Annotated in this window: 26 protein-coding genes, 3 tRNA genes and 1 pseudogene; 11 read left to right on the top strand and 19 right to left on the bottom strand. The window is 61.4% G+C overall.

The genetic code is table 11. The annotated features are described in order from the left end of the window. A partial coding sequence (locus tag H5T74_13610; protein MBC7231410.1) for an AAA family ATPase occupies positions 1–133 on the top strand: 133 nt, incomplete at its 5' end. A 272-nt stretch (positions 134–405) separates the two neighbouring features. On the opposite strand, the gene H5T74_13605 is transcribed toward H5T74_13610, so the two are convergent. From H5T74_13605 to H5T74_13585, 5 genes are all read right to left on the bottom strand, one after another. Then, a complete protein-coding gene (locus H5T74_13605; GenBank protein MBC7231409.1) occupies positions 406–1,593 on the bottom strand; it encodes an ATP-binding protein in 1,188 nt (395 codons plus the stop codon). Positions 1,594–1,993: 400 nt separating this feature from the next. After that, positions 1,994–2,458 (bottom strand): transposase, encoded by a 465-nt coding sequence (locus H5T74_13600; GenBank protein MBC7231408.1) that lies wholly within the window; start codon positions 2,456–2,458, stop codon positions 1,994–1,996. 113 nt (positions 2,459–2,571) lie between these two features. Further along, positions 2,572–2,895, bottom strand: coding sequence for a transposase (locus H5T74_13595; GenBank protein MBC7231407.1), 324 nt, complete (start codon positions 2,893–2,895; stop codon positions 2,572–2,574). A 170-nt stretch (positions 2,896–3,065) separates the two neighbouring features. Further along, positions 3,066–3,182 (bottom strand): transposase, encoded by a 117-nt coding sequence (locus H5T74_13590; protein ID MBC7231406.1) that lies wholly within the window; start codon positions 3,180–3,182, stop codon positions 3,066–3,068. A gap of 62 nt (positions 3,183–3,244) precedes the next feature. Beyond that, on the bottom strand, positions 3,245–3,442 hold the full coding sequence (locus H5T74_13585; protein ID MBC7231405.1) for a hypothetical protein: 198 nt from the start codon (positions 3,440–3,442) through the stop codon (positions 3,245–3,247). Between the two features lie 173 nt (positions 3,443–3,615). On the opposite strand from H5T74_13585, the pseudogene H5T74_13580 reads away from it, so the two are divergent. Continuing rightward, a pseudogene (locus tag H5T74_13580) lies at positions 3,616–4,067 on the top strand (DUF5131 family protein). Between the two features lie 148 nt (positions 4,068–4,215). Here the strand turns inward: H5T74_13580 and H5T74_13575 are convergent. The 4 genes from H5T74_13575 to H5T74_13560 all read right to left on the bottom strand — a co-directional run bounded on the left by H5T74_13575 (position 4,216) and on the right by H5T74_13560 (position 7,554). Next, a tRNA-Ser gene (locus H5T74_13575) sits at positions 4,216–4,307 on the bottom strand. Between the two features lie 526 nt (positions 4,308–4,833). Next, positions 4,834–5,277, bottom strand: a complete 444-nt coding sequence (locus tag H5T74_13570; GenBank protein MBC7231404.1) for a nucleoside deaminase — start codon at positions 5,275–5,277, stop codon at positions 4,834–4,836. 227 nt (positions 5,278–5,504) lie between these two features. Continuing rightward, complete coding sequence (locus H5T74_13565; protein MBC7231403.1) at positions 5,505–7,343, bottom strand: hypothetical protein; 1,839 nt, start codon at positions 7,341–7,343, stop codon at positions 5,505–5,507. Position 7,344: 1 nt separating this feature from the next. Next, positions 7,345–7,554 (bottom strand): 4Fe-4S binding protein, encoded by a 210-nt coding sequence (locus H5T74_13560; protein ID MBC7231402.1) that lies wholly within the window; start codon positions 7,552–7,554, stop codon positions 7,345–7,347. Between the two features lie 403 nt (positions 7,555–7,957). Between H5T74_13560 and H5T74_13555 the strand changes: the two genes are divergently transcribed. The 4 genes from H5T74_13555 to H5T74_13540 all read left to right on the top strand — a co-directional run bounded on the left by H5T74_13555 (position 7,958) and on the right by H5T74_13540 (position 9,741). Continuing rightward, entirely contained in the window at positions 7,958–8,815 is an 858-nt protein-coding gene (locus tag H5T74_13555) for a hypothetical protein (GenBank protein MBC7231401.1), read from the top strand. 158 nt (positions 8,816–8,973) lie between these two features. Next, on the top strand, positions 8,974–9,207 hold the full coding sequence (locus tag H5T74_13550; GenBank protein MBC7231400.1) for a hypothetical protein: 234 nt from the start codon (positions 8,974–8,976) through the stop codon (positions 9,205–9,207). Positions 9,208–9,306: 99 nt separating this feature from the next. Then, positions 9,307–9,504, top strand: coding sequence for a hypothetical protein (locus tag H5T74_13545; GenBank protein ID MBC7231399.1), 198 nt, complete (start codon positions 9,307–9,309; stop codon positions 9,502–9,504). A gap of 27 nt (positions 9,505–9,531) precedes the next feature. After that, a complete protein-coding gene (locus H5T74_13540) occupies positions 9,532–9,741 on the top strand; it encodes a thioredoxin family protein (GenBank protein MBC7231398.1) in 210 nt (69 codons plus the stop codon). Between the two features lie 259 nt (positions 9,742–10,000). Here H5T74_13540 and H5T74_13535 read toward each other — a convergent pair whose 3' ends face one another. Together H5T74_13535 and H5T74_13530 are read right to left on the bottom strand one after the other, a co-directional pair. Continuing rightward, entirely contained in the window at positions 10,001–10,906 is a 906-nt protein-coding gene (locus H5T74_13535) for a 4Fe-4S binding protein (protein MBC7231397.1), read from the bottom strand. A gap of 3 nt (positions 10,907–10,909) precedes the next feature. Then, positions 10,910–11,059: a hypothetical protein gene (locus H5T74_13530; protein ID MBC7231396.1), complete on the bottom strand. Its 150-nt coding sequence runs from the start codon at positions 11,057–11,059 to the stop codon at positions 10,910–10,912. Positions 11,060–11,410: 351 nt separating this feature from the next. On the opposite strand from H5T74_13530, the gene H5T74_13525 reads away from it, so the two are divergent. Continuing rightward, the gene (locus H5T74_13525; GenBank protein ID MBC7231395.1) at positions 11,411–12,241 is read left to right on the top strand and encodes an SDR family NAD(P)-dependent oxidoreductase; all 831 of its coding nucleotides are present in this window, start codon (positions 11,411–11,413) and stop codon (positions 12,239–12,241) included. A gap of 147 nt (positions 12,242–12,388) precedes the next feature. Here the strand turns inward: H5T74_13525 and H5T74_13520 are convergent. From H5T74_13520 to H5T74_13510, 3 genes are all read right to left on the bottom strand, one after another. After that, positions 12,389–12,465 (bottom strand) — tRNA-Arg (locus tag H5T74_13520). Positions 12,466–12,542: 77 nt separating this feature from the next. Next, positions 12,543–12,770, bottom strand: coding sequence for a hypothetical protein (locus H5T74_13515; GenBank protein ID MBC7231394.1), 228 nt, complete (start codon positions 12,768–12,770; stop codon positions 12,543–12,545). Positions 12,771–12,831: 61 nt separating this feature from the next. Continuing rightward, positions 12,832–13,362, bottom strand: coding sequence for a hypothetical protein (locus tag H5T74_13510; GenBank protein MBC7231393.1), 531 nt, complete (start codon positions 13,360–13,362; stop codon positions 12,832–12,834). Positions 13,363–13,547: 185 nt separating this feature from the next. On the opposite strand from H5T74_13510, the gene H5T74_13505 reads away from it, so the two are divergent. Next, positions 13,548–13,641, top strand: a tRNA-Ser gene (locus H5T74_13505). 301 nt (positions 13,642–13,942) lie between these two features. On the opposite strand, the gene H5T74_13500 is transcribed toward H5T74_13505, so the two are convergent. Then, the gene (locus tag H5T74_13500) at positions 13,943–14,461 is read right to left on the bottom strand and encodes a C_GCAxxG_C_C family protein (protein MBC7231392.1); all 519 of its coding nucleotides are present in this window, start codon (positions 14,459–14,461) and stop codon (positions 13,943–13,945) included. 204 nt (positions 14,462–14,665) lie between these two features. Here H5T74_13500 and H5T74_13495 point away from each other — a divergent pair, with 204 nt between their 5' ends. Further along, complete coding sequence (locus H5T74_13495) at positions 14,666–15,625, top strand: ROK family protein (GenBank protein MBC7231391.1); 960 nt, start codon at positions 14,666–14,668, stop codon at positions 15,623–15,625. Between the two features lie 119 nt (positions 15,626–15,744). On the opposite strand, the gene H5T74_13490 is transcribed toward H5T74_13495, so the two are convergent. The 4 genes from H5T74_13490 to H5T74_13475 all read right to left on the bottom strand — a co-directional run bounded on the left by H5T74_13490 (position 15,745) and on the right by H5T74_13475 (position 17,757). Next, on the bottom strand, positions 15,745–16,149 hold the full coding sequence (locus tag H5T74_13490) for an ATP-binding cassette domain-containing protein (protein ID MBC7231390.1): 405 nt from the start codon (positions 16,147–16,149) through the stop codon (positions 15,745–15,747). A 104-nt stretch (positions 16,150–16,253) separates the two neighbouring features. Next, positions 16,254–16,805: a permease gene (locus H5T74_13485; GenBank protein ID MBC7231389.1), complete on the bottom strand. Its 552-nt coding sequence runs from the start codon at positions 16,803–16,805 to the stop codon at positions 16,254–16,256. Positions 16,806–16,858: 53 nt separating this feature from the next. Continuing rightward, positions 16,859–17,344: a permease gene (locus H5T74_13480; GenBank protein MBC7231388.1), complete on the bottom strand. Its 486-nt coding sequence runs from the start codon at positions 17,342–17,344 to the stop codon at positions 16,859–16,861. Then, a complete protein-coding gene (locus H5T74_13475) occupies positions 17,344–17,757 on the bottom strand; it encodes a helix-turn-helix transcriptional regulator (GenBank protein MBC7231387.1) in 414 nt (137 codons plus the stop codon). Before H5T74_13475 ends, H5T74_13480 begins: the two co-directional genes overlap by 1 nt. A gap of 197 nt (positions 17,758–17,954) precedes the next feature. Here H5T74_13475 and H5T74_13470 point away from each other — a divergent pair, with 197 nt between their 5' ends. Beyond that, complete coding sequence (locus H5T74_13470; GenBank protein ID MBC7231386.1) at positions 17,955–18,236, top strand: SHOCT domain-containing protein; 282 nt, start codon at positions 17,955–17,957, stop codon at positions 18,234–18,236. A gap of 580 nt (positions 18,237–18,816) precedes the next feature. Further along, entirely contained in the window at positions 18,817–19,032 is a 216-nt protein-coding gene (locus H5T74_13465; protein ID MBC7231385.1) for a hypothetical protein, read from the top strand. The last annotated feature ends 60 nt before the right edge of the window (positions 19,033–19,092 follow it).

The raw sequence follows: 19,092 nt of genomic DNA, 5'->3' as shown, positions 1-19,092 counted from the left end.
TCCCACTCTCGCCGCGGCCATCCTCGACCGCTTCCTGCACCACTGCCACGTGGTCAACATCAAAGGCGGCAGCTATCGGCTGAAGGAACAGTCCAGGGCAAAGGCAAAGAGGATCGCTCAGGCTAAGAAGTGACTTTTACTTGCTCTGCTACCTACAATTTTAAACCGCCGTTTTTGGTACATTTTTATCCCGCCCTTGACACTCGAGGGAGTAGCTGGCAAGGCCTTCAAGGCCGCAGGCGTGGCCGTACCGCCATCGGCGAGGATGGCGCAACTGTAGTGCCAAGCCCTGTTTTTCATGCTGAAAAACGCCCCTTTACCTGGTATTCTAAAAATGCAACTGTAGAAGATGAGTTTAAACTTTGCTGAAGGCAAACTATCTTTTCTTCTGCAGCCGCTTCTTAGTCATGCATACATGACAACATCAAGATGGCATAATGCCTTTCTCATCGCTTCTGCATTGGTACTATCCATAAACTCATATTCTTTTTCAAATAGACTTCTTAGTATAGGGAAGAGATAACCAGGATCAAATTCCGAATTCGAAATATGAGTTATTGCCTGAAAGAAGTATCTTAACTCAAGTTCATTCAGTTTTTTAGGAAGCTTTCTCTTCTTGATTTTCTCGATATAGAATAGCTTCTTTTTTGCAGCATCTGTGCCCGTGTCCAATCTACCTGATGAAAATACCTCCTCCTTTTGGAGTCTCTCTAGTAATTTTTGCTTTGTTCTACTTCTGGTTGTTACCCTTTTAATCTCAGCAATAATCTTCTCCTTTGCTTCGCCGCTTTGCTTTATCAGGAAATGGACTGGTAGGAATGCAGATGCCTCTGTGCAAATGTGTTTAACATATTCCAATGGAGCCTGAACGTCTTTCCTATCTAGAAAAGCAAAGACAATATCTTTGGTTGTTATTACTAGTGGTTTTTCTACCTCCTTCATTGGCTGAATAAGTGTTCCCTCAACTGGTTTAATATCTCCAATCAGTTTTAACGTAGGTGCTCCCTCTTTCTCAACGAAACTACCTTCCCTTATAAACTTTATCTTCTCCAATAAGTCCTCAGCTATTAATAAAGAGCCTCCCCGTCCCAGCACTTCCCCCTTTTTGAAGTCCAGTAATCCAATTTCACTAACCCCGATTTTAGCCACCTTCTCTAACAAATCTATCCATCTCTCTTTCTCTCTTTCCCTTGCCTCTTCCAACATTCTTCTCAACTCGGGGAATTTAATTCTTTCACTCCTGGCATTATATCTGTAGTAAATGTCGCCCTCCTTGAGTACTTCAGCATCATTATCTCTGCACATAATTGGCTTTTGTTCTGCCTCATGTATGTAGATTATTCCTACCTTCTTTCTCTTTATTGTTGTAGAGTGCATATCCCATTTAATCTCTGGTGAAAACTTCGAATTTAGGTATCCGGTTATTTTTTCGGGGTCAAGCTTATCAAATTTGTTACCATTGAGTCCTATTAAAATATGCGGACTATCTTTTACACCAAAGATAATGTATCCGCCTCGTGCATTTGAAAACGCCGCAAAGTCCTTTGCATATTTGGCTAGGGAGCCAAGGTTAAAAGAAGACTTAAATTCCAAGCTTGTGCTCTCCCTAGAAATAATTCGGCTCTTCTGTTTTGAATCGAATTTGAATATCTTGTCTAAGCTAGACTGGTCAAATGGATTAGTCGTATTATTCACACGCCCCCTCCTATATATGTACCTTTAATATCTATATATTACCATTCTGGAGACAGGTCAATTCCAGAACGTCTGTAAACGCAATCCGGCACGTACCGTATCGGTTATCTGCCTTGCCATCATATGTTAAACCCTCTCAAGGGCGATCTTCTGTAAATATCACGGTGCTAGGCCGACATTTCATCCCATGCGAAACCATTGGCGGAGCAGACCCGACCGCTCCTGAGCCCTCTCGGGAACTCGGCCCTGTTGACGACGTTGCCTAAGTTCTTGTTGTTGGTGCTTGCTCGCCGGCGGCTCAGGCTAAGCCGGCGAGATCGGCGCCCTCGGCCCTCCCTCCTTGCTCCCCTTCCTTCCTCTTCATCTCGATATGCCTATCGAGGTGCCTGCGCTCGATATCCGTAAAGCGTGCCCTCTGCCAGCGCTCGGACGCCCGCCAGAGCACCGAAAAGACCAGCTTCAGACATTCCCTCATCCCCCGGAAGCGCGGGATGACCTTGGCCCGCCTGCGTTCCTCCAAAAAGCTGCGCTCCAAGAGATTGGTGGTGCGGATATGCTTGCGGTGCACGGAGGGGAGCTTTAAGTGGGCAAGGGAGGCCTCCAGGTCCTCGGAGGAGCTCTTCATGGCGGAGGGGCAGGCACGGGAGAACCTCTCGACCGTGGCCTGGGCCATCATCTTCCCGGCCTCGTATGAGGGGGCATCCCGCACCGCCTCCAGCCGGGGCTTGAGGAGGGGCCGGACGTCGTCCGGCACCTTGTCCAAGACGTCTCTCGTCTTATGCGCCCGGCAGCGTCCCGCCCGAAGCTGTCGAGCGCTGTGGAGGTTGTATCCGGGGCCGGACGTCGTCCGGCACCTTTTCCAAGACGTCTCTCGTCTTATGCGCCCGGCAGCGTCCCGCCCGAAGCTGTCGAGCGCTGTGGAAGTTGTATCCGGGGCCGGACGTCGTCCGGCGCCTTGTCCAAGACGTCTCTCGTCTTGTGCGCCCAACAGCGTATCCTCTCCGCCTTCGGCCACATGGCCTCCGCTGCCTTGGTGAGGCCGGGAGCGCCGTCTCCGGTTACGGTCAGCGGGGGCTTGAGGCCCCGGGAAACCATGTCCCGGCAGTGGGAGAGCCAATCCTCGCACGGTTCCTTGTTGCCCAGGGTCATGGAGAGGAGGACCTTGGCGCCCGAGGAGAGGATGGCCCAGGAGACCAGGATCCCCTCCTTTAGGCCCGCCTGGGCCCGGAGCGATTCGTAGACGGCTCAGGAGAACAGATAGACGATATCGAAGCCGGAGAGGTCCCGCCCCTGAGACGCCTCGTATTCCTCCCAGAGAACCTCGGTCAGGCGGCTCACACTGGAGCGGGAGAGAAGCGCTTGCCCGTCTTTTATATCTCTGAGAGGGCGTCCTCGATGTCCCGGGCGGAGAGCCCTGAGGCGTACATCTCGACCACCAGCCTCTCCAGGACGTCGGTGCGCCGCTTGAGCGCCTCCCAGAGCTCCAGGCGGAAGGGCTCCTCTGTCCCTCACCTGGGGCAGGCCTATCTCGAGCCTTCCTCGGCGCAGTCTATGCGCCTCTGCTTGTAGCCTTGCGCCAGCCGGGCGATTCCCCGCAAGCGCGCTGGCAGCGCTCCCTGCCCAGCCTTTCCGAAACCTCGGCCTCCAACGTCTCCTGGACGAGCTTTCTCGCCCCCAGCCTTAAAAGCTCGCTCGTCAGATCCTCCGCCTTGGCATCTCCCGCGAGCTCCCTTGCCTTCTGTTGCAACTTGTGAGCCTGGGTCAAAGCCCCGGGAGCGAGTGCCAGGTTTCTCCCGCCATCTTTTTTGCCTTCTGTCCCAACAGCTCGCTCGGTGGTATTCTCTTCATGGGTCTGGACTCCTTTCCATCGGTTGCTTTGTTTGCGCTTAACGACCGATATGGTAGTCCAGACCGCTAAGAATTTACAGACAGTTTAGGACGTGGCCGTTCCAGGTTCTCACAAATCGTTCGAAACGGCTGCGTAAGTTAAGTCCGGAGTTGCCCTGGGCACATAATGTTTGGATGGGCGTCAGTGTAGAGAACTCCGAATATAAGTACCGTATAGATCATTTAAGCCAAACAGATGCCTGCATTAAGTTTGTATCGTTTGAACCCTTGCTTGGACCAATTCACGATATTAATCTGGAATGTGTTGATTGGGTTATTATTGGAGGAGAATCGGGCCCAATAGTCCGGCCGATGGATCCCGCTTGGGTCAAAGATATATGTGATCAGTGATTAACGGCAAAGGCGCCTTTCTTTTTAAGCAGTGGGGAGGAGTAAACAAGAAGAGGAACGGTCGTAATCTAGATGGCAGAACGCGGGACCAGATGTCTGCGGACGTTTTGACTTTAGATAACGCCATTGGGTAACCTCACAGGGGAAATCTTCATATTTTAAAAGACTTCCTCAGTTCATATGAAACATGAGCCTCAAATTTGTCACAGTACGTTTTCGGCAAGTTTATGCGTCTTTCCGCTAACGAAGGCAAGTCTATAAAACTCCTGCTCAAACATAATCTGGCGGAGAGGGTGGGATTCGAACCCACGGAGCCCCGCGAAGGGCTCAACGGTTTTCGAGACCGCCCCATTCGTCCGCTCTGGCACCTCTCCGCGCATCCCCATTATAGGGCGACCCGCGGTCCCTTCCAACACCGATATCCACGGCGTTATACCGAATCCAGGCTCCCCTCCGATAATGGTTGGCGATCCATCCCGTTGCGATGAAAGAGGGCCGGGGATGACCATGAAGGCCTACGGCGGCGCTTGTGCGCACCCGTTCTCCGATAAGGACACAAAAGGGGGTGCCGGGTGGCCCGGGTAATGGGAACCGATTGCCTCGAGCTAAGCCCCGTTCTCCGATAAGGACACAAAAGGGGTGCCGGGGCCGGCCATGGAGGAGCTGGATAACCGATGACCGTGCGGCCAACCTGCGGGCACCATCCTCATCGCAGCCTGGAACCGCCTTCAACTCCCGTCGCCGTTGCGTCTGGCCTCGAAGAAGGCGTGCAGCACATCCAGGCATTCCTCCTCCAGGCGCCGCCTTTGGTACAACGGGGGGACGCCGTCAACTCGTGTCACTGTTTTACCTTTTCGCTCCTGAAATTAGAGCCGTAGATCACGGGGCTCAGAGCCGCCTTCAACTCCCGTCGCCGTTGCGCCTGGCCTCGAAGAAGGCGCGCAGCACATCCAGGCATTCCTCCTCCAGGATGCCGTCGACCACCTCCAGGCGGTGATGGGTGGTCTCGTCGTGGACGAGGTTATAGCGGCTCCCCGCCGCCCCCAGCTTGAGGTCGCGCGCCCCGAAGACCAGCCTGGCCACCCGCGCCTGCACCAGGGCTCCAGCGCACATGGGGCAAGGCTCGAGGGTCACGTACATGGTAGTCCCTTCCAGGCGCCAGCTCCCCGTGCGCCGCGCGCCCTCCATCAGGGCCAGGATCTCCGCGTGGTCCAGGGGATTGCCCGTCGCCTCCCTGCGGTTATGGGTGCTGGCGATCACCTTGCCCTCCCTCACCAGTACCGCGCCCACGGGGACCTCGCCCTCGGCGGCGGCGATGCGCGCTTCCTCCAGGGCCAGCAGCATGTATTCCCTGTCAATGGAGCCCACGACCGATTCGTCTCCGTTCTTTCCCGTTACCTTCCCTCGTCCTCACCTCTAATGCTTCCGGGGAAGCGATGAGGCCGCGAGGATGATCTTTGGCCTCTTCTCCTCGCCCCAACGGCTGGCGGCTTCCGCTGCCTGCTCCGCTCAACGAAGCGATAACCGCTAGGGGACCGCCTATGCCGTATCCCGATCCGGCATGGTTCATCCTACCGGCTCCGCTCGTCGTAGTAATCACCCAGAAGGGCCATTACGTCCTCCCGGCTCAGTTCGTTTCCGAAATAGTCCCTCAACCTGCCGCCCCGCCCCCACAGCGGTCCCTCCTCGAACCAGGCCTCGGGGGGGACGTCCTTATCGGGGCCCAGGCCTTCGCGCGCCCCCAGCTCCCGGTAGAGCTCGAAACCGGCCGCCGCCCGGCGCATCATCTCCTCCGTCTCCAGCTCCACGCCGGTGACCGCCGCCAGCAGGTCGCGGATGAGATCGGCGTGGTAGAAGCGGTTGATCTGGAAGCGGTTGCAGATGCCCAGGCTGGAGAAGAGGCTGAACCAGTCCTCGGAATAGCGCGTCAGCCTTCCCACGTTCATCCCCCAGGGAGGGGAGAAGATGCGGTCCAGGGCCTCCTCGCTCGCCCCCATGCGCTGGGTGAGCCGGCGCAGGTTTTCCGGGGTCTGCCCCGGCACGTAGGTGGCGGATCCGGCGCTGGCCGAGGTGGGGCCACGGGGGGAGACGATCTGCTCGAACTCCATGGTCCCGAGCCCGCTCACGCGCGGGTCATACAGGCAGTCCTGGTCCCGCACCAACATGGTGAAGCGCCGGGTATCCTCCCCGAAGAGCTCGAAGGCCCCGCGCCAGCCCCGTGCCAAGGCCTCGCCTATCTCCCCCTTTCGCTCCGTCACCCTGGCCGCCAGCTCGCGAAGCAAGGCCGCCCCTCTGTGGAGGGGAATGCCCTCGGCGTCCTCCGGAGCGAGGAGGCCGTGCTCCCGCAGCTCCAGCAGGTAGGCGGCCTGCCAGCTCAGGGTCATGAAATCCAGTCCCAGGTCGTCTAAGAGCGCAAGGGTCGAGGCCGCCTGCTCGGCGTCCTCCATGCCCAGGGCGCAGCCGATGATGGCGGCGTTGAGGAAGGAGGTGGAATAGACGCTCTCGCCCGAGGTCGGAAGCAGAAGCTCGTCCTTGTCCGCGAGGAAACAGGAGGGGCAGGCTATCCTCTTCTTTTTCAGCTTTAGATAGGCGCCGGGCCCGAAACGCTCCGTCATCTCGCGCAGGTCGTCTTCCGTGGAACCGTAGGGCATGAGCTGGCCCGCGTACATGGGCCAGGCCCCGATCATGCCCAGCTCCAGGGCTCCCTGGCGCATCTCCCAGCGGGCAAGCCGGTCATGCAACCCCCTCAGCAGCGCCCGCAGGCGTCCGGGGTCGGCGACCTCCACCCCCCCGGAGCCCTTCACCACCAGGGCCTTCACGTTCTTGGAGCCCAGCACCGCCGCCAGGCCGCCCCGCCCCAGGGTGGCGCAGGCGTCGATCACAGCCAGGGAGAGGTGGACGAGGTTCTCGCCCGCGGGTCCGATGGCGAGCACCGATGACCCCGGGTAGGCCTCCCAGAGGGCTCGGGTGGTCTCGAACATGCCCTTGCCCCAGAGAGAGGTAGCGGGAAGGAGTTCAACCCGCCCGTTTTCAATATATATAAGGATCGGTTTGGGCGCCCTGCCCACCAGCACCACGTGGTCCATGCCCGACCATTTCATATGCGCCCCCAGGCCCATGCTCCCGCTGGCCGAGGCCGCCGCGCCGGTAAGGGGCACGCGCGCGTTGGCCATCACCCTAGAGCTTCCGGGAACCGCGGTGCCCACGAGAGGACCGGCCCCCAGCACCACGGGGTTGCCCGGGTCGAAGGGGTCGGTCCCCGGCCGGGAGCGCTCCAGGAAAAGGCGGTTGTTCACGCCGAATCCGCCCAGATAGCGGTTTGTGTACTCCTCGGGATATCCCGCCAGGGAGACCTCGCCGCTCCCCAGGTCTATTTCGAGCGCCTTGCCCGTATATCCCCACTTCTTCATCCTAGTCTTCCTCCTCTATAGCGCCGTAGGGGCAGAAATCGGCGCACACGGCGCACCCGTCGCAATGCGGCAGGAAAGCCAGCTTCTGCGACGGCCCAAGCCGTTCCCCTTCGAGGCGGGCAAGGGATGGATCGCACGTCCCGTCATGGTAGAGCGAGCAGATGAGCCGGCAGGTCTCGCACCCCGTACACCTCTCGGCTATGAACCTCATCTTTATCACCCGCCTCTCCGGTGTCATCCCTTCCCCGCCAGGGCCTCGAGGCACGGCGCGCGCCCGCTGGCCGGAGCGCCTCTTCCCGCCGCCCTGCCTCAGACATCGTCCACTCCGTCTCTGTCATTGTATAACCTCCCCCGCACTCGGCCCATCCCGCCCGCGTTCACCACGTGGATCCCTTGCAAGAACGGGCCCCGCGGGCACCGTACCTCGCGGTCGATTCCCGCGCCCGCAACCGGATACGGCCGAGCGCCTCCGGCCTGGTCCCCGCTCTCCTCGTTCTTAAGCATGGCCTCCCTCGATGAAGGCCAGAGCCCTTCAAGTTTCACATACATTCAGACGATACTTGTATAAGTAAACCAACGGTAATGGGGCTTTTTCGCCGGCGTAGGAGAGGAAGATGAAGACAAAGACTGGCAAGGAGATGCGCAAGCTGATGGTCGCCGTATCCGCGGTGACCCTGGCACTGGTGCTGGCCGTGATCGCCTACTTCATGGTGGACGTGATCCTCACCACCAACCGGAACATCGAGCGCAACAAGGAGCTGGTGGTGGAGGAATCGGTCTTCACCCTCACGGGCATAGGCGACAACATCAACGCCATGAGCGGGGACATGCGCATGGCGGGGATGTTCAACGAGAAGACCATGTACGAGATAATCAAGGGCAACTGGGAGGTGTTCTACGATTTCATAGGCGATTTCGCCATCAACTTCTATCCCCTCGATTATATCGGGATCATCAGGGGCGGTAGGCCGGTCGCCTACCGGACATCCTCTGACTTCGACATCGACCCCGATGATATCACCACTCTACCCGCCTTGAACGATTATCTGACCCTGGACAGGATAGGCGACAGGGAAGGCCTGTTCATCTCCATCCTCTATCCCATAGACCTCAGCGTGATCGGCCTGGAGGAGTTCCAGATCAACATGATCATCGATCGCACCGAGGCCATGAGGTCGGTGGAGAGATTCTTCCGGGATCAGAGGAACAACCTGGTGGCAAGGCTTACGGCGGTCTCGATCGTCGCCGTAGCCCTCAGCCTTCTCATCACCACCCTGGTGCTTCGCCACTTCACCCGCAAGTACGTGGCCAAGCCCATAGAGGAGCTCAACCGCACGGCGGAGGATATCATCGCGGGGACGCATGAGGGCGAGGTCCAGGTGGACGAGGACAGCGCCTATGCCGCGCTGCAGGGACTGCTGCGCAGCGGCCAGAAAGTATTGCGGCGCATGGACGAGGAGATGCGGCCATAATACCCGGGGGGTATTTGTCGTCCGGGGATTAAGTTTCCGCCTGTAGATAACGATATATTCATGGGAAAATCGGATTACCGGGTGGAGGGAGATCAGCCGCAAGGATTGCCGGGTCAAAAGACGCAGAACGCAGGGCAATAGCCGCAGGAGGAGGGACTTTGGCGAACAAGCTGGCGCAGGAGATAGAGAAGATACTGGCCGACGCGGTGGGAGATTTCATCGCCAAGGCGACGGTAAAGAAGAACTGCGAGCTTATAGGCACCACGCCTGACGCCCTCACCCCTGACAAGCTCCCCGAACTGGCGGAAAAGATAGACAAGTCGGTCTCCTTTTTCTCCGGCAAGGACGTGGGCAGCGCCCTGGCGGAAAAGATACGCGCCCTCAAGGCCTGATACGAGCTGCACGGCCGGCGACTTCATGCCACACTTTCCCTTGCGTTTTAATACGACCCGGGGCAAGCCGGCTTCACTCCGGCGAGGACATCCACCCGCATGGGAGATAGTCGGTGCGGAAAGGAGGGGGTGACGGCCATGTTTAGAAAGCTTCTCTTACTCCTCACGCTGGCGACTCTTGCCGCCGCTCTGTTTCCGGCGGCCGGCTGCGGCAAGAACGGCGGGGGTACGGCGCCGGGAGGCGGGGACGTCCAGGAGGGCAAGGCCCAGGTGCTCCTCTTCACCACCCCCACATGACCTGCCTGCCCCGCGGCCAAAGCCCTCGTGCAGGGCCTGGTAGAGGAGATGGGTAATGCCGTTCCCTACGTGGAGATCGACGCCAGCAAGAACACCGCCAGGGCACGTGAATACAGGATACAGGCGGTCCCGACCATCGTGGTCCTCGACGCCTCGGGGTCCGTCGTTAAGACCTTCGTGGGGACCCCCAGCAAGGCGGAGCTGCGCGCAGCCATGGAGAAAGCCTCCGGGTCTTGAGGATCCGGAGTCCAGCACGCGGGAACGGATAGCCGCCGCGACGAGATGCGGCTTTAAACCCATTGCGAAAACCGCGATCTCCGGTAAAGCCCGGTGGAGGGGCAGATCTCACCCATAGATCTCATCCATATAAGGCCGTGGTATCAGGATCGGCCTCCCTGGTAGAGGGCACCGTCGCCACCCCGGCATTCACCCGGGCCGCGGCCGCGGGACCGTACGTCCGTGACCATGAGAAACGGCGCGGAAAAACGGGCCTTTCCTAGGATGCTTTCTCCGCGGCGCCGGGAGCGGCCGCCCTTTTTCCGGTGCGAAACCCCTCTCTCGGGGACCTGAAACCCGCGGTCACGGCGCCGGCTGGGCATGCCTTCCTGCACTGCAGACAGCGCACGCAGTCGGGGGAGTTGGGATCGTCTCGTATGTCGATGTCCACGGGACAGACCTCCCGGCAGCGGCCGCAGGAGGTGCAGGAGGAGTCGTCCACCGCCATGCTGTAGAGGCTGAAGCGGTTGCAGAGCCCGAGCATGGCGCCCAGCGGGCAGACGGTCCGGCAGAAGGGCCGTCTGGAGAAGACGAACCACAGCAGGAAGGCCGCGAGTATGGCCATCTTCAGCCAGAAGAACCATCCCGAGGCGGGCAGCGGCGTAGCTGGGGGGATCAGCCTGAGCGGCACCGCCCCCTCGAGGGCGCCCGCGGGGCAGAGGCGGGAGAACCAGCTCGCGGCGGTGAGGAAGGGGACGAAGGCCACGAGGACCACCAGGAACCCGTAGCGGCCCCAGCGCATCCAGGAGGGCAGGCGGAGCTTGGGCGCGGGTATCTTGTGCAGCAGCTCCTGGAGGAGGCCGAAGGGGCAGATCCAGCCGCAGGGCATCCTCCCCACCACCGCGCCCACCAGCCCCACGGAGCCGAGGACGTAGAACAGCGAGGCGAAGGCCCGGGAGAGCGAGCCTTTCACCCGGGGCGACATGAGGGTGAAGGAATGCTGCAGGCTCCCGATGGGGCAGGCGAACACGGTCAAGGGGCAGGCGTAGCAGTTGAGGCCGGGCACGCATACCCCCTTGACCCCTCCCTGGTAGGTGAGGCGGGACGAGAAATAGACGAAATAGGGGTTGATGGCCAGGGCACCGAGGACCTGGGTCATCCTGCGGGGGTATCCCTTGTTTTTCATGCCCTAGATCAACCCTATGCAGTCGAGGCAGATGATGACGGCATGGGCATATACCGTCCTCGGCCCTTCCCAGATAAAGGAAATGCCGACGGCCAGGGCGCAGCACGCAAGCACCAGGAAGGCCAGGCGCTTCCTTGCGGGCATCCTCTTCATCCCCGTCACATCCCGCGTTCCCGTCCGCGACCGAGCACCCGCAATGCCGGGTCTTTCTCCGCTATCTTGTTTCGTGTAGGCACAGCTCTATCCCTTCCCGTGATCCGGGCAGCGCATCGGGTTCGCGTCCCGGTCCTTTTCCGAAAGACTCGGGCGAAGAGCACCGCGATCAACAGCCTTTTCCTGCAATCGCCTTACAGATCAAAACATATTTCTTATCCCTGTCCACGAATCCCCCGATCTCGCCCGCCGTATCGTTCAGGGTTCGATACCGCCACCTGCACCTGCGATTTACGGAAAACTGTTTATGAACCTCCGCGACCTGCCGACTCCATCGGTAAGGAAAAGGAGGTGGGATCCATGCAGGACCTCAAGGGCAAGACGGCGCTGGTGACCGGGGCGGCCAGCGGCCTAGGTCGCGAGCTGGCCCTGGCCCTGGGACGAGAGGGAGCCCTGGTCCTCCTCGTGGGCATCGACGCTTCGGGGCTCGAGGAGAGCGCGGCCATGCTCCAGCGCATGGGCGCGGAAGCCCGCCGCTACCTGGCGGACGTATCCGACCGCGGCGATGTGGAGGCCATGGCCGCGAGGGTGCGGGTCGAGTTCGGCGCGCCGGACGTGCTCATCAACAACGCCGGGGTCTTCGCGTGGGCGGACTTCATCGACACCACCCCTGAGGACTGGGATTGGAACATGGGCGTGAATCTGTGGGGTCCCGTCAACGTCACCAGGGCTTTTCTCCCCGACATGATCGAGCGAGGGAGCGGACACATCGTCAACGTGGCCTCACTTGGAGGCCTGGTGACCATGCCCACCCTGAGCGCCTACCCCACCACCAAGTTCGGCCTGGTGGGGCTGACCGAGACCCTGCAGCTCGAGCTCGTGCCGCGGGGCATCGCCGTTACCCTGGTCTGCCCCGGCAACCTGCGCACTCCTATCGTAGACCACATCGTGGTCAGGGGCTACGACCGCGAGAAGCTGATACGGGCTTCCTACGGCATGATGCCTCGCATGTCCGCTTCCCGGGCGGCAGCTTCCATCCTGCGCGGGATGAAGAAAGGGAAAGCGGTGATCGTTCTCACCCCCCTGGCGCACTTCATGTGGTACGCGAAACGGCTCTCTCCCGCCCTCTACCGCATGGCGCTGGGCGGGCCCATGCATCGGATATACGAGCGCATGCGTTGAGGGGGGCGAGGCGCTTTTCGACGGCGCGAGGGATTGAGCCGGGGTGCGATCATCCCCGATCCCTGCACCTCCGGTGACGCGCTCCTCATCCCGAGCCGAAAAAACGACGCGGGCCGGGACGCAATCTTCCCGGCCCGCGGTTTCGGATGGCACGCCCGGAGGGAGTCGAACCCCCAACCTACAGATCCGTAGTCTGTCGCTCTATCCAGTTGAGCTACGGGCGCGTGCAGAGAATATTTTAGCATAAACGCCGGCCTCCGTAAGAGGGCTGTACCGCCCGCGCGGAGGCCATGTTTACGGGTCAGAGCCCCAGCCGGGAATCGTCCATTTGCTCCGTGTTGAAGTCCTCTGGGTCCGCGCTGTCGATGATCCCGTCGAGCTCCTTGAGGAGGGCGTCCACGTCTTCCTGGCCCGAGATCTCGACCTCTGATCCCCCGCTGCCCGATGTCCCTTTTTCGCTCCCCTTGCCGCCTGCGCCGCAGGAGGCGGCCAGCAGGGTGAAGGCAAGCAGCACCAGGGTCAAGGCCACGGGCAAGACTCCTCTTCCGCGCTTTCCTCCCATCTCCCTCACCTCCACCGCCGTCCCCGCGCTAAGAGGCGGGGAGCTGCGCCTTGAGCTCCTGGATATCGGCGCGTATGGTCTTCTGATAGAAAAGCCGGATGTCCATCGCATCCTGATGTACCTGTCGAAGCAGTTTTCTGGCTTCCCGCAATCCCGCGCGGAACTGCCCCTCCGAATCCCCCACCGCGAGTTGCGACAGCTCCTGCAGCTCGGCGATGAAAAGAGCGTAATCCTGTGCGAACTTCACGATCATGGCGTCCCATGCGGACAGGTCCTGGGCCAACTTGGACATGTCATATCCCTTGGCCTCCATGGCTTCCAGGAGCTGCATGACCTTTTCCTTGGCTTCGTTGTAGGCCTTCACATGCCTGTCCTTGTTGTTCTCGAAGCGAGTGATGATGAGCTCGATCCTCTGCTTCAACATCTCTCCACGCTGCTCGAGCCACTCACCGGCTTGCCCCTCCCCCTGCCGCTCCTTCTGTTCTTGGCCCCGGGCGGTGGAGGCCGCCATGAGCAGACACAGGGCGACCAGCGCCAGCAGCAAGATGGATTTCTTCATCGCCCTCCCTCCTCTTGTCCGATCTCAAAGCCGGGTTCCATTTCAAGCGTAGCAGGTACCTATTAAGGAAGTGTTAAGCCCCGGGCGTACCGTGAGGCGACCGCGCGGGTGAACGCGCGAGGCTGCCTAGGTTCAGAAACATGGTGGAAAGCCCCCATGCTCCCATTTATAATAATCCTGCGCCTGGAAGGGTGTCCGAGTCTGGCCTAAGGAGCACGACTGGAAATCGTGTGGGCGGCGAAAGCTGCCTCGAGGGTTCGAATCCCTCCCCTTCCGCCAAAAAGAACGGGGTCGTATCTTCGAACTTCGATCCCGGTAACTTACGGGGTCGCAATTTCGATCTTCGACGTCGATGTCACGAGACGTTGCTCCCGGGCTTATCGACAGGAAAGCCAAGGTCTCGCTCGTCACCAAGGCCGGCCAGGTCTGGCCCGCAGGCCTCAGGCCGATCAGCTTGTTAACGCAGGCCTCAGACCGATGGCCACACTAACCCCCTGGCCACAGGCCGATAGGATTCTACCTCCCGGCCTGATGTCAACGGCCAGCCCTGACCTTCCAGCCCGGCCCCTCCGGCCTGGGGTTATGATTCCGCTTCCCGTTGCGCGAGGATGATCTCCGCCGCCCTGGCGGCCGCGTTGCCCACCACCCCCGAGCAGTGCTCCATCATGTCCGAGGAGAAGGCCTCCTTGAGCTGCGCGGGGTCATACATGTCGTAGATGCGTCCCATGAGCTTCATCTGGATGTCGTTGCAGCGGCTGCTCCCGTAGCGCTCCAGGAAATCCTCGAGGAGTTCCTTGCACATGAGGTACGACTTCATGGGCTTCATCATGTCCTGGTGGTCCTTGCGCTCGCGCCCGAAGAGGAGGCCGATGACCATGCAGCCGCCGGTGAGCGCGCCGCAGGAGCCGTCGCGGGTCAGGCCGATGCCGTCCGCCATACCGCTCGCCGCCCGGAACACCCCCTCGCCGGCGTCCTCGATGCCCAGGGCATCCACCAGCCCGGCCACCACCGACTGGGCACAACCGGTGCACCTCTTCTCGTAATCGCTCGCGAGGCGCCGCGCTTCCTCCACCAGCTTCTCTTTCCCCTTCCCGGCCATGTCCTTACCTCCTCGTTCGGCTTTTCGGCTAACGCCATTTTATATGCCCGACCCCGCGCGGTCACCCCGGTCACCGCGGCCCGGTCATCCCGGTCGCTGCGCCGCTCAGGCCGGGCGGTTGTTGCCCCTTCCGCGCCGGTGATATAAAGAGAATGTTCGCGCGGACCGCGGCGACATGAAACCGCAAGGCAAGGAGAGGGCGTTTTGGCAGTCATCGGCATCGATCTGGGCGGGACCAAGACGGCGGGCATCATCCTCGACGGCGAGAAGATCGTCTGCCGGCACCGCAGCAATACCGACGCCTCCTCACAACGGAGCGTGCTGGAGGGGCTCCTTGAGACAAGCCGGCGCCTGCGCGAGATGGCGGAGGGGTCGGGGCTCGCCGTCGAGGCCCTCGGCCTGGGGATAGCCGGCTTCATCGATTACGAGCGCGGCGTGGTGACGGACGCCCCCAACCATCCCCTGAAGGACGCCCACGTCAAGGAGATCCTGGAGGCGGAGACCGGCCTGCCGGTGTTCGTGGACAACGACGCCAACGTGGCCGCCCTGGCGGAGGCGCGCTTGGGAGCGGGCAGGGGAGCCCGTTACCTGGTACACCTAACCCTGGGTACGGGAATCGGCGGGGGCATCATCATCGACGGCAACGTCTATCGCGGTGCCCTGGGCGCGGCCGCCGAGCTGGGCCACATGATCGTGCTCGAGGACGGCCCCCCGTGCAACTGCGGGGCCAGGGGATGCCTGGAGGCGCTCTCCAGCGGGGTCGCCATCTATCGGCGCGTAGAGGAAGCCGCCGCCGCCGGCCGCGTCTCGCCCGCGGTGGAGGAGTTCCTGGCCGACCCGATGACCTTCAGCGCCGAGGTCCTCGGCAGACATGCGGAGGCGGGCGACGGCCTCGCCGTGGAGATCTTCCGGGTAGCGGGACACCACCTCGGCACGGGCATCGCCTCCCTGGTGAACATCTTCAACCCCGACGCGGTCACCCTGAGCGGAGGGCTGCTGGGCTGCTTCCACCACATGGAGGAGGCCATGCTGCGCTCTTTCCGGGAGACGGCCATCGCCATCAGCCGCGACCACGTGCGCATCCTGCGTAGCACCCTGGGAGACGACGTGGGCACCTTGGGCGCGGCCCTGCTCGCCCGCGAGGGCGCGGGAGCAGGCGCCTGAGGGAACGGCGCCTTTCCCTCTCCCCCGCGCGGGCGATGCCGGTGCCCGCGGGTCAGTACCCGTTGGCCCTGCCGGTCATCTCCTCGATGTCGATGCGGATGACCGCGGTGAGCGAGAGGTCATTCTCCCGGTAGAGATGCGGCCTTTCCTCTCCATAATGCTCCATGATGGCGTCCAGGCCACGCCGCCTCTCCTCTGCGCCCACGGCGTAGGTGGGGGAACGATATAGGAGAGGGGGCGCAGCCACGCCGGGATGGCCTCCACCAGCCAGAATATCCCCGCCAGCAGGAAGGCCAGCAGCACCACGAAGGGCAGCACCCGGATGGCCTGGACTTCCTGCCGTTGACGTACGCCTCGCCGCCGCTCGCCTTGAGCAGCCCGCAGAGCACCTTGGTGGTGGTGGTCTTACCGGCCCCGTTCGGCCCCAGCAGCCCGTAGATCTCCCCTCGCTCCACACGCAGGTCGAGGCGGTCCACGGCGGTGAACCTCCCGTAGCGCATGACCAGGGCGCGCGTCTCGACCATGTGATCGCCTGCAACCTCGTGCACGGCTGCTTCCTTTCTAGCTCGCTCCCTCCGCGGCGGAGCCCGTGGCCTTCGCGCCCGGCGTCCCCTCGCCCGAGTTCATCTCATCCCCCCCCGGGGGACAAGGCTGACTCCTGCTCGTGGCGGTGAAAAACAACCTCGGCCAGCAGCGCCATGGGGACAAGCAGCGCGATGGTGAGCCCAAGTCTCAAAGCGGTGAACCTCCAGCCCAGAAAGCGCAGCTCCACCAGCTCCTGGGGTATCTTGATGCAGGCCCATGCGGAGAGGAACAGGATGACGTTCGCCACCCTCGCGCCCTTCTTCAGCAGCATGCCGGCAAGGGGAAAGGCTATATACAGGGGGCCTGTGGGCAGGGTTCCCAGGACGATGGCCAGCAGCAACCCCCCGATCCCGGAACCCTCGCCGAGGTATCTGATCACCAACCTGCGGTCCACCCATACTCCGAAAAGCCCCATGAGCACCAGCACAGCAGGCAGGACGAAGGCCATCTCCTTGAAGAACGCCCAGGAGATGTCCATGGCCTTTTCCCCTTTATCCTGGAATATGATGGAAAGCGAGAACAGCAGGCACGCGGAGGCCACCATGATCGCCAGGTCCCATCTTATCCTCCCTCGTAGCGAAGACAGGTTGGACATCACGGGAACCTCCCCCGCTCCATCTTTCTTTCTCTTTCCCGCCCTCATCTTTATCACCCCAGCACCAGTCCCATGATCATGGCGATGATCATTGCCGCCACCAGGCTCAATCCATTGCGCAGGAACGCGAAACGCCTGCCCAGTTCCTTGATCTCCACGGGCAGGAAGACGAACCCGATCATGGTCAAGGTGGTGATGAAAGCGGCTACGGCCATCACCCCCGCGCCCATGTCCAGCAGAGATTTCGCCAGCGGAAAGGCGATGAGGGCGGGGATAAAGAGCACCGAGCCGATGAGTGCGGCCACCAGGGCGCCCACCATGCCGCTCTCGCTCCCTATGCTCGACGCGATCCATTTCGCCGGGATAAAGCCCACGATGAGCCCGATCACCGCTATCACCGCCAGAACGCTCGGCGCCAGCCTTTTCAACGCGTTCCAGGCGATAAGGATCGCGGCCTTCGTCTTCTCCCTGTCCTTGAGCAAGGACAACACCAGGCAGACCGCCACCAGCGCGTCGATCACCACCGCGGTCAGGGACATTATCTCAATCCCTCCTTCTCGCACAGGGCGATGAAGCGGTTGAGCATCCTCACCCTTTCCCTGAAGGCGCCGGTCCACGCCTCCAGGCGCTCCTCGCCCCGCGGCGTTATCTCGTAGACGCGTTTGGCCGGCCCCGCCTCCCCGTGCTCCCACCGCGAGCGCACCAGGCCCGCCCCCTCCAGCTCCCGCAGGGCACGGTAGACCGCCGCCGCATCGGGGATGGGGCCGGGGAAGGGGAGCTTCCCGATCTCCTCGATGAGCTGGTAGCCGTAGCTGGGGCTGCGCTTGATGAGATAGAGCAGGCGCGGCTCGATGAACCTCTTCTGCGGCCCCTCGCGCACGAACCTCTCGTGGTCGAAGAGGTCAGGTTCCCCGCTCGCCGCTTTTCCGCTCCGTTTTGTGATCCCGGCCATTTCGTCCTCGCGATCCCGATTACTATATGCATTTCTACATATAACTGTAATAATACATATATAGTCGTGTCAACCCTGGGGACCGCCCGCGGTTGACGCATGTCATGAACAAGCGGGGGAAGAGGGCTCAACATGAAGATAGGAGCTCGCAGGGCCTATACGGCCTGTTAATCGGAGCCGGTAAGGAGTGAATGAAGATGGGTGCTTTCATAGCCTTGTTGGCGGATTGCATGGAAGGCATATCCCGCTGGGGAACGGGAGGTTGGATCTGGATGGGACTGATGATGCTGGCTGGCGCGGTATTGATGATCGCCGTGGTATACCTGATCCTCAAAGGATCCTCATCCCTGGGCTCCGGGGCTGCCCACGCGGCCCACTGGCACGGGGAGACCCCGCTGGAGATCGCCCGCCGCAGGTACGCCTCGGGTGAGATAACCGCGGAGGAGTTCGAGAGGATCAAAAAAGACCTCGGCGGCTGATGTCGCCGCGGGAGAAGTCAGGATAAAGAAGCTCGAGTCCATCAAGCAGGACCTGAGCATGTGGCGGTGACCGGGGTCGAGACCGGTCAAGCACACGCAGCCTCAGGCCTGGGACGGCGGTTGCGCGGCCTGCCGAGCGCCAAGCCTCGACCACCAACCAGGCCTTGCGCCTTATCCTTGGAAGCGGGGAGAAACGGCCGCCCTTGTCTTAACCGTAGGGTCCGCTCCCGGTGATAGAATACGGGCAACGCAAGGCCCGCATGGCGGATGCCGCATCCCGCCCACGGGAACCGGACATCCCGGAGCGAAGCTCCCGGCGGCGATGATGGGAGGACAAGGGGTGGATGCCGGCGAGTATAACGAGAGCTACCCCTGATGGATGATCGTCCTCTGCAACCTGGTCTCCCTGGCCTTATACGGCTTAGGGGCCTTCATCCTCTACCGGGCGGGATGAGTCTACATGGCCTTCTACCTGGCCTTCATCCTCATGCTGGAGATCCGGCTCCTGCGGGGACATTGCGTGGACTGCCATTAACACGGCAAGGCCCGCGCCTTCGGCAAAGGCAGGCTGAGCAGCGTCTTGTTCAAGCGGGGCGATCCCGCGCGCTTCGACGCGAGGAGAACGGCCTGGCTGGACATGGTGCCCGACATCCTGGTCGGCCTAGCACCAGTCGCGGCGGGGATCATCCTCCTGGTGCGGGATTCCTCCTGGGCAATAACGGCCGCGACGGCCGGCGTGATCCTGCTGGCCACCGCGGGCAACTCGGCGGTGTGCACCAGGCTGGCCTGCAAATAATGCAGGCAGCGGCGACTCGGCCGTCCCGCGGAACGCCTCTTCGGCGCGGCGGGGTCCGGG

The sequence above is a fragment of the Actinomycetota bacterium genome (assembly GCA_014360645.1).
Classification (GTDB): domain Bacteria; phylum Actinomycetota; class Geothermincolia; order Geothermincolales; family RBG-13-55-18; genus Solincola_B.
Note: the sequence above shows the minus strand (reverse complement) of the source record. Positions and strands in the feature narration are given on the sequence as shown.

Bases quoted from the DNA above. Each gene is read 5' to 3' on its own strand.
- H5T74_13535 (MBC7231397.1), bottom strand. From the start codon at position 10,906: ATGAAAAACAAGGGATACCCCCGCAGGATGACCCAGGTCCTCGGTGCC.
- H5T74_13510 (MBC7231393.1), bottom strand. From the start codon at position 13,362: ATGAAGAAATCCATCTTGCTGCTGGCGCTGGTCGCCCTGTGTCTGCTC.
- H5T74_13480 (MBC7231388.1), bottom strand. From the start codon at position 17,344: ATGTCCCTGACCGCGGTGGTGATCGACGCGCTGGTGGCGGTCTGCCTG.
- H5T74_13470 (MBC7231386.1), top strand. From the start codon at position 17,955: ATGGGTGCTTTCATAGCCTTGTTGGCGGATTGCATGGAAGGCATATCC.
- H5T74_13490 (MBC7231390.1), bottom strand. From the start codon at position 16,149: ATGGTCGAGACGCGCGCCCTGGTCATGCGCTACGGGAGGTTCACCGCC.
- H5T74_13565 (MBC7231403.1), bottom strand. From the start codon at position 7,343: ATGAAGAAGTGGGGATATACGGGCAAGGCGCTCGAAATAGACCTGGGG.
- H5T74_13555 (MBC7231401.1), top strand. From the start codon at position 7,958: ATGAAGACAAAGACTGGCAAGGAGATGCGCAAGCTGATGGTCGCCGTA.
- H5T74_13475 (MBC7231387.1), bottom strand. From the start codon at position 17,757: ATGGCCGGGATCACAAAACGGAGCGGAAAAGCGGCGAGCGGGGAACCT.
- H5T74_13570 (MBC7231404.1), bottom strand. From the start codon at position 5,277: ATGCTGCTGGCCCTGGAGGAAGCGCGCATCGCCGCCGCCGAGGGCGAG.
- H5T74_13560 (MBC7231402.1), bottom strand. From the start codon at position 7,554: ATGAGGTTCATAGCCGAGAGGTGTACGGGGTGCGAGACCTGCCGGCTC.
- H5T74_13485 (MBC7231389.1), bottom strand. From the start codon at position 16,805: ATGTCCAACCTGTCTTCGCTACGAGGGAGGATAAGATGGGACCTGGCG.
- H5T74_13545 (MBC7231399.1), top strand. From the start codon at position 9,307: ATGGGAGATAGTCGGTGCGGAAAGGAGGGGGTGACGGCCATGTTTAGA.
- H5T74_13500 (MBC7231392.1), bottom strand. From the start codon at position 14,461: ATGGCCGGGAAGGGGAAAGAGAAGCTGGTGGAGGAAGCGCGGCGCCTC.
- H5T74_13530 (MBC7231396.1), bottom strand. From the start codon at position 11,059: ATGAAGAGGATGCCCGCAAGGAAGCGCCTGGCCTTCCTGGTGCTTGCG.